This is a genomic window from Mycobacterium sp. (genome assembly GCF_019247615.1).
Taxonomy (GTDB): Bacteria; Actinomycetota; Actinomycetes; order Mycobacteriales; family Mycobacteriaceae; genus Mycobacterium.
Genome location: NZ_JAFBAT010000004.1, coordinates 1 through 8,743 on the forward strand (window position 1 = coordinate 1; position 8,743 = coordinate 8,743).

Genomic DNA, 8,743 nt, shown 5'->3' on the forward strand with positions numbered 1-8,743 from the left:
GCTGTACGGCAAGATCATCCGCACCACCAAGAAGGTCAAGGCGCACGACGAGGACAGTGTCGCCGGCATCGGCGACCGCGTCTCGCTGATGGAGACGCGTCCGCTGTCGGCCACCAAACGCTGGCGGCTCGTCGAGATCCTAGAAAAAGCCAAGTAAAAGCCAAGTCAAGGCCAAGTAGCCGTCACGGCGAGCAGTCCCCCGCAAGGGGGGGTGCCCCAGCAAAGCCCCCATTTCGGCGAGAAATTGGGGCGTTTGCGTCGCCTCCCGAAATCCTCAGCTGATTGCTAACTGGCGCGTGTAGAGTCCACGGACGTTCGGTAGGTCCACCGCGGGAGTGAGGCTGGCTAATGGCGTCCGGAACTGCAGGATCGAAAGAGTTCACCGGCAAGATCGAGCTTGACATTCGTGACTCGGAGCCCGACTGGGGGCCTTACGCGGCACCGACTGCGCCCGAGAACTCGCCGAACGTCCTTTACCTGGTCTGGGACGACACCGGCATCGCCACCTGGGACTGCTTCGGCGGCCTGGTCGAGATGCCCGCCATGACACGGATAGCCGACCGCGGCGTGCGGCTGTCGCAATTTCACACCACCGCGCTGTGCTCACCGACCAGGGCGTCCCTGCTGACCGGGCGCAACGCCACCACCGTCGGCATGGCCACCATCGAAGAATTCACCGACGGATTCCCCAACTGCAACGGACGGATCCCGGCCGACACCGCGCTGATCTCCGAGGTACTCGCCGAGCGCGGCTACAACACGTATTGCATCGGCAAGTGGCACCTGACGCCCCTGGAAGAGTCCAACCTGGCATCCACCAAACGGCACTGGCCGAACTCGCGCGGCTTCGAGCGCTTCTACGGTTTCCTGGGCGGCGAGACCGACCAGTGGTATCCCGACCTGGTGTACGACAACCACCCGGTGAACCCGCCGGGAACCCCGGAAGACGGCTATCACCTGTCGAAGGACCTCGCCGACAAGACCATCGAATTCATCCGCGACGCCAAGGTGATCGCGCCCGACAAGCCGTGGTTCAGCTATGTCTGCCCGGGTGCCGGGCACGCGCCGCATCATGTGTTCAAAGAATGGGCCGACAAGTACGCGGGCAGATTCGACATGGGCTACGAGCGCTACCGCGAGGTCGTGCTGGAAAAGCAGAAATCGATGGGTATCGTGCCGGCGGACACCGAATTGTCGCCCGTGAACCCGTATTTGGACGTGAAGGGGCCCCAGGGCGAGCCCTGGCCGCTGCAGGACACCGTGCGGCCGTGGGACTCGCTCGATGACGAAGAGAAAAAGCTGTTCTGCCGGATGGCCGAGGTGTTCGCCGGCTTCCTCAGCTACACCGACGCCCAGATCGGCCGCATCCTGGATTATCTGGAGGAGTCCGGTCAACTGGACGACACCATCATCGTGGTGATCTCCGACAACGGCGCCAGCGGCGAGGGCGGCCCCAACGGATCGGTGAACGAAGGCAAGTTCTTCAACGGATACATCGACACGGTCGAAGAGAGCATGAAGCTGTTCGACCACCTCGGCGGGCCCGAGACCTACAACCACTACCCGATCGGGTGGGCGATGGCCTTCAACACGCCCTACAAGCTTTACAAGCGCTACGCCTCACACGAAGGTGGCATCGCCGACACGGCGATCGTCTCCTGGCCCAACGGCATCGCGGCGCACGGCGAGGTGCGCGACAACTACGTCAACGTCTCCGACATCACTCCCACCGTCTACGACCTGCTGGGCATCACGCCGCCGGAGACCGTCAAGGGCATCGCGCAGAAACCGCTGGAGGGCGTGAGTTTCAAAGCGGCACTTGAGAATCCGAACGCCGACACCGGCAAGCACACCCAGTTCTACACCATGCTGGGCACCCGCGGTATCTGGCATGACGGCTGGTTCGCCAACACCGTGCATGCCGCGACCCCCGCCGGGTGGTCGCACTTCGATGCCGACCGCTGGGAGCTCTACCACATCGAGGCCGACCGCAGCCAATGCCACGACCTGGCGGCCGAGCAGCCCGAGAAACTGGAAGAGCTTAAGGCGCTGTGGTTTTCCGAGGCCGCCAAGTACAACGGCCTGCCGCTTTCGGACCTGAACATCGTGGAAACGATGATGCGCTCCCGGCCCTACCTGGTCGCGGAGCGGTCAAGCTACGTCTACTATCCCGACTGCGCGGACGTCGGCATCGGCGCCGCCGCCGAGATCCGCGGCCGTTCGTTCGCCGTCCTGGCCGAGGTGACTGTGGACACCACCGGAGCCGAAGGAGTGCTGTTCAAGCAGGGCGGCGGCCACGGCGGCCACGTGCTGTTCATCCAGGACGGGCGGCTGCACTACGTCTACAACTTCCTCGGCGAGCGCCAGCAACTGGTTTCCTCGTCCGACCCGGTGCCGCTGGGCCGGCACGTGTTCGGTGTTCGCTACGCGCGAACCGGAACCGTGGAGAACAGCCACACCCCGCTCGGTGACCTCACCCTGTTCGTCGACGACGAGGTGGTCGGCTCGCTCGCGGATGTGACGTCGCACCCGGGCACGTTCGGGTTGGCGGGAGGCGCGATCACGGTAGGGCGCAACGGCGGTTCGGCGGTGTCGAGCCGGTACAAGGCGCCGTTCACCTTCACGGGCGGCACCATCGCCCAGGTCACCCTCGACTTCTCGGGCCGGCCGTACGAGGACGTGGAAAGAGAACTCGCGCTTGCATTTTCGCGCGACTGAACTCGGCGCGTACCTGTCGCTCGTCGATCTGCAGGGTCCGACCCGGCGCGCCCGAATTCGACGCGGCGAATCATCGGTGATGCGGCAATTTGCCGCCGTACGACCCTAAATGCTCGCCTTGCCCGCCGGGCGCTGCTAGCATCTGCCCCCGTGATGCCCCAATGACCGCTGAGCCGTCACCGCCGGAATCACGAGGACCGCGCATAGCGATCGCGTTCGGCATCGTGCTGGCCGTCATCGCCCTCTACGTACTCTCCCTGGTAGCTGTTCACCTGTTGGCGAAGTCGGCACCCGAGCTGCCCGCAGTGGACTTCAGCAAGCTCGAGGCCGAGGACAGCGTGGTTCAGGTGCACCTTGAGAAGCTCGATACCGTCGCCAACCGCTTGACGGTGAATGTGCTTGTCTACCCGAAGGATTCGCTCTACGACAAGAACTTCGGTGTGCTCACCACCGACGCCGCGGTGCGCCTGTATCCGGAGAACGACCTCGGTGACCTGCAGTATCCGGTGGGCAAAGCGCCGGCCCAGGTCAGCACCGCCCTCGTGGCACACGGCGATCCCGGTAACTGGCCGTTCGACTCCTACCACACCGACGACATCGCCGCGGACGTGTTCACCGGCTCCGGTCAAAGCCGCGAAAAGGTACCCGCCCGCGTCGAAGTGACCGGAAAGCTCGACGGTTGGGACGCCCGCGTCACGCGCGTGCACGACCCCGCCGATCCTCCTGACGTCCAGGACAACGTGCGGCTGACGCTGTCGAGATCCAAGGGACCGCTCATCTTCGACCTTGGTATCTGCCTGGTACTGATCACTCTGCCCGCGCTGGCATTGTGGGTCGCCATACCCATGGCGCTGGGCAGGACGTCGTTCTTGCCACCGTTCGGCACGTGGTACGCCGCGATGCTTTTCGCCGTCATGCCCCTGCGCAACTTCCTGCCCGGCAACCCACCGCCGGGCTCGTGGATCGACCAAGCCGTCGTGATATGGGTGTTGATCGGGTTGGTCGTCGCGATGACGATATTCATCTACGCCTGGTGGCGAAGCCGCGATCGAAAGAAGCCGAGCAAAACCTGATCATTCCGGGTTCTGTTGGCCCACAGAGCCGATGGCGTCGACGGCGCTGGAGACTCTCGCCTGGAACTCCGGCGACAGCGGGATGTATCCGATCTTCGCCAGGTCGGCTTGGCCGGGTCCGATTGCGGCCTGCAGAAACGCCTTGACCGCCTTCGCCTCTTCGCTGGGATAGCGCGAGCAGACGATCTCGTAGGTGGCCATCACGATCGGATAGACGTCGGGTTGAGCGGGGTTGTAGAACGACGAAATATCGAGCACCAGGTCGTTGCCGTTGCCCACGATCTTCGCCTCCGTGATGGTCTTGCCGACCGTGTCGTTACCGATGCGCACCGGCCGCAATGACCGCCGGCTGGCCGGGGTCTTGATCTCGGCGGCGTACAGCCCCTGCTGGAGCGCGAACGACAACTCGTTGTAGCTGATCGCGCCCTCTGTGGCCTTCACGGCAGCCGAGGTGCCCTTGTTCCCCACGGCGCCGGTGCCGACACCGCCGTTGAACATCTTGCCGCCGCCCTTGTTCCAGACTCCGCCGGATGCGGCCTGCAGGTAGGACTGGAAGTTGTCGGTGGTCCCCGATGCGTCGCTGCGGTAGATGACGTGGATATCCTCCGCCGGCATGGACGCGTTGAGCGCCGTGAGTGCCGGGTCATCCCAGCGCGTGATGGTGCCGTTGAAGATCTTCGCCAGCGTGGGGCCGTCCAAGACCAAGTTGTCGACGCCGTTGAGGTTGTAAGTGATTGCCAGCGGACCGAAGACCACGGGCAGATTCCAGGCATCGCCGCCGCCGCAACGCTGTTTGGCAACGGCATACTGATCCCCCGCCAGGGGTATGTCAGATCCACCGAAATCGGTCTTACCTGCCAGGAACTCGCTGATGCCGCTGCCCGAGCCGTTGGCGGTGTAGTCGATGGTCTGGCCCGCGCACGCCTTGCGATAAGCGTCGATGAACTTGGTCATCGCGTTCACTTGTGCGGTGGAGCCGCTTGCCACCAGGGCCTGCTTGCCGCCGCAGTCGACCTTCGCCCCGGCGGTGTAGGGCAGGGTCGCGTGCGCCGCACTGTTACATCCCGCGAGCAACACCGCACCCGCAGCCAGCAGGTTCATGGCTGGTCGGTAGCGCTTCACGTCGATTGCCTCCTTGAGAAGACCCGCTGCCCGCGGTGGGCGGTATCGGGAATCCGGCGTGATCGCCGAACTAGGGCCGAAGCGGCGGTCGCAGGCGTTCGCTCGGTCTCCCGCGACCCGAATGGGGATCCATATGGTGAGCGTCGGGCTCGACCACGGCGGACCTCGATGGCCGCGCAGCGCCGACCGCGGGCGCCGCCCCGGGGAACACCCCGGTCACAGCGATTTCGACACATGTCGAGACTTACAGCTAACGAAACCGGCAGGCAAACGAACATCAGGTGAACGGGCGAACCACCAGCCGATCCGTGGGCCGCCGGTGGCGTGTTTGCCGCGAGCGGCCCCGCTCCGTCGACGGGCGGTCGGGTCGCCTGAAAATTCCGATATTCGCGGAAGCCGCAATCGGGCGCGCGGTCGCAATGAGTTGCTACTGTATGTGCTCGTGTCGCTCTGCGGACGCTGCGACGAACCTCGACGGAGGTAGGGACAAATGACGCATCACGCTCCACCGCCTTCCAACCCCGGGGCTTCGACGCCTGAGACGGCCCCCACACCTGCGCCCGAGACGGCCCCGCCCCAGAAGGCCCCCACAGCGCCGCCCGCGACTGCCGGGACAGGACGGAAGCCGGGGAAACGGCGCCTGGTCATCGGTCTCGGGGCACTGCTGGCGTTCGTGCTCGTCTACGGTCTATCGCTGTTCGGCTTCCATTTGCTCGCCAGGTCAGGCGGGGCACTCAAGGCGCCCGACCTGAACGCAACCAATGACACCGTCGTGCTGATCCGCCTGGAGAAGCTGGACACCATCGCGAATCGCCTGACCGTGAAAGTGCTTGTGATTCCCGAAGATTCGATGTTCGACAAGCGCCTCGACGTGCTCAAGACGGACACCGCGGTGCGCATGGATCCCCCGAACGACCTCGGAGATCTGCAGTACCCGGCGGGCAAGTCACCGGCACAGGTGACCACGACGATCGAGGCGCACGGCGACCCCAACAATTGGCCGTTCGACTCCTACACCACCGACACCCTGTCGGCCGAAGTCCTCGTGGGGCAGGGCGATGCCAGGCAGTACATCCCCGCCCGGGTGGAAGTCACCGGAGCGTTGGACGGCTGGGACGCGAATGTCAAGCATGTCGGGGAGGCCAGCCAGGAGTCGGATCGCCCCGACAACGTGATCATCAGCCTGCACCGGGCCAAGGGGCCGCTGATCTTCGACATCGGCATCTGTCTTGTTCTTTTCGCCCTGCCCGCCCTGGCGTTTGCGGTGGCCATCCAGGTCGCTGTGGGGCGACGGAAATTCGTCCCGCCCTTCGTGACGTGGTTCGCCGCCATGCTCTTCGCCGTCATCCCGATTCGCAACTTCCTTCCAGGGTCGCCGCCACCGGGTGCATGGATAGACCAGGCCCTGGTGATCTGGGTGCTGATAGCGCTGGTCGGGGCCATGGGTCTCTACATGTTCACCTGGTATCGGCAGTCGGACTAAAAGCGCATCGCGCAGCTGCGGCTGCGGTGCCGAGAGCCATGCGCCATCGGCATACCCTGAAACGATGCTCACCGAGTTGGTCGACTTGCCGGGCGGATCGTTCCGCATGGGCTCGATCAGCTTCTATCCGGAAGAGGCACCGATCCACACGGTGACCGTTGGTCCGCTGGCAGTGGAGCGCCACCCCGTGACCAACGCGCAATTCGCCGATTTCGTCGCCGCCACAGGGTATGTGACGGTGGCCGAGCAACCGATCGACCCGGCGCTGTATCCCGGCGCGGATCCCGCCGATCTGGTTCCCGGGGGTTTGGTCTTCCGCCCGACGCCGGGACCGGTCGATCTGCGCGACTGGCGCCAGTGGTGGCATTGGGTGCCCGGGGCCAGTTGGCGACATCCGTTCGGACCGGACTCAGATATCGCGGACCGGCCGGATCACCCGGTCGTGCAGGTGGCCTATCCCGATGCGGTGGCCTACGCGCGGTGGGCCGGACGCCGACTGCCGACCGAGGCCGAGTGGGAGTACGCCGCCCGCGGCGGTACGGGGGATTCCCGGACCTATGCCTGGGGTGACGAGGCGAAACCGGATGGGCGGCTGATGGCCAACACCTGGCAAGGCCATTTCCCGTACCGCAACGACGGCGCGCTCGGCTGGGTGGGGACTTCGCCGGTCGGAGCGTTTCCGCCCAACCGGTTCGGCCTGGTGGACATCATCGGCAACGTCTGGGAGTGGACCGCAACCGAGTTCTCCGCCCGCCACCGGCTCGCTGAGCCGCCCACAGCCTGTTGCGCGCCGCCCGGATCCGCGGGTCCCCCTGGTGCCCCGGATCCGACCATCAACCAGACGTTGAAGGGCGGTTCGCACCTGTGCGCACCCGAGTATTGCCATCGCTATCGGCCGGCGGCCCGCTCACCCCAGTCGCAGGACTCCGCGACCACGCACATCGGATTCCGTTGCGTGGCGAACCGTTAATGGATGGTGGCGGGCGGGTAACGGACGCCCCACGTGTCCGTTCCGAGGGGACTTTCCCCGCGCGCCCGGCATGGCAATTCGCTAGCATCTGACGACGTGGCGCCCCGAAGCTTCGGACCCGAGGAGCCGGTTCGGGTCCGGTGCCAGCAAACGATTCAGAATCCGCCGCACATTCTGGCCCGAGGCGGTGACCGATGACCGTCGAGAACGTGGCCACACCGTCGGAAACGGAGCAGTCGCCGGCTGGGGAGAAGTCCGCACCCCCGCCCAAGCAGGCGTCGCCGAAGAAAGAAAAGGCGAAGAAGGGGAAGCCGAAGCGGGAGAAGCTGTCGAGGTCGCAGATCGAGATCGGCGTGGCCCTGCTGATGGCTTTCATCATCACCTACGGCCTGTCGCTGTTCGGCGTCCACCTGCTGCAACGGGAAGGCACGGCGCTCCCTCCCCTCGACCTGAGCCAGGGCGGGGGAAACGCCACCATCGTGCAACTGCGCGTCGAGGAGATGAAGCCCGTCACGAATCGCCTGACGGTGAACGTGCTCGTTTACCCGGGCGTCGAGCAGTACGACAATCGCTTCGACGTGCTGGGCAACGACGTCGCCGTGCGCCTGTACCCGACGAGCGACCTCGGGGATCTGCAGTATCCGCGGGGCAAGGCACCCGCGCAGCTGACCACCACCATCGAGGCGCACGGCAACCCCCGCGCCTGGCCGTTCGACGAGTACAAGACCGAGCCGATCGCGGCCGACGCGTTCGTGGGGTCCGGCGATAACCGCAAGAAGGTGCCCGCCATCGTCCAGGTGACCGGGTCGCTGGACGGTTGGGACATCAAGGTGAACCGTGTCCGCGAGGCGCTGCAGACCTCCCGATCCACCGACACCGGCGACGTCATCATCACGCTCGAGAGGGCCGAGGGCCCGCTCATCTTCGACCTTTTCATCTGCGTCGTCCTCATCGCCCTGCCCACCCTGGCGCTGGTGGTGGCGGTCCCGATGGCCATGGGCCGCAGAAAGTTCGTGCCGCCGTTCGGAACCTGGTACGCCGCGATGCTCTTCGCCATCGTCCCGCTGCGCAACATCCTTCCCGGCTCCCCGCCGCCCGGCTCGTGGATCGACCAGGCCCTGGTCCAGTGGGTGCTGCTCGCGCTGGTGACGGCGATGAGTTTGTATTTCTTGGCATGGATCCGGCAGGGGGACTGAAGCCGCGGCGGCCGAGGCGAATAGGTTCGGGTCATGAGTGTGAACCAAACGACTCCGTGGCTTCGGCTCGGCATCGGTCTGCTGACGGGTGTCGGCTTGGCGTTGTCCGCGTTCGGCCTGGCCGGTGGTCCAGCACCCCAGGCACGGGCGGCGCCGGGCCCCGGCCCGAGCGCTCACTGCT

General features: G+C 65.5%; 7 protein-coding genes. 6 read left to right on the plus strand and 1 reads right to left on the minus strand.

Going from position 1 to position 8,743, the window contains the following annotated elements; all coding sequences use genetic code 11:
* The 3 genes from JO059_RS00115 to JO059_RS00125 all read left to right on the plus strand — a co-directional run.
* Nucleotides 1-157 (plus strand): 30S ribosomal protein S17 (locus tag JO059_RS00115; protein WP_293313566.1); only part of this gene is annotated, 157 nt, incomplete at its 5' end.
* Between the two features lie 191 nt (nt 158-348).
* Nucleotides 349-2,718 (plus strand): arylsulfatase, encoded by a 2,370-nt coding sequence (locus JO059_RS00120; protein WP_293313557.1) that lies wholly within the window; start codon nt 349-351, stop codon nt 2,716-2,718.
* A 161-nt stretch (nt 2,719-2,879) separates the two neighbouring features.
* Nucleotides 2,880-3,791: a DUF4436 domain-containing protein gene (locus JO059_RS00125; protein WP_293313560.1), complete on the plus strand. Its 912-nt coding sequence runs from the start codon at nt 2,880-2,882 to the stop codon at nt 3,789-3,791.
* Here the strand turns inward: JO059_RS00125 and pstS are convergent, their stop codons facing one another.
* Entirely contained in the window at nt 3,792-4,892 is a 1,101-nt protein-coding gene (pstS, locus tag JO059_RS00130) for a phosphate ABC transporter substrate-binding protein PstS (RefSeq protein WP_293313569.1), read from the minus strand.
* A 661-nt stretch (nt 4,893-5,553) separates the two neighbouring features.
* On the opposite strand from pstS, the gene JO059_RS00135 reads away from it, so the two are divergent.
* The 3 genes from JO059_RS00135 (at nt 5,554) to JO059_RS00145 (ending at nt 8,562) form a co-directional block, all read left to right on the plus strand.
* A complete protein-coding gene (locus JO059_RS00135) occupies nt 5,554-6,396 on the plus strand; it encodes a DUF4436 domain-containing protein (protein WP_293313572.1) in 843 nt (280 codons plus the stop codon).
* Nucleotides 6,397-6,460: 64 nt separating this feature from the next.
* Nucleotides 6,461-7,366 (plus strand): formylglycine-generating enzyme family protein, encoded by a 906-nt coding sequence (locus tag JO059_RS00140; protein ID WP_293313563.1) that lies wholly within the window; start codon nt 6,461-6,463, stop codon nt 7,364-7,366.
* A gap of 365 nt (nt 7,367-7,731) precedes the next feature.
* Complete coding sequence (locus tag JO059_RS00145) at nt 7,732-8,562, plus strand: DUF4436 domain-containing protein (protein ID WP_293313575.1); 831 nt, start codon at nt 7,732-7,734, stop codon at nt 8,560-8,562.
* The last annotated feature ends 181 nt before the right edge of the window (nt 8,563-8,743 follow it).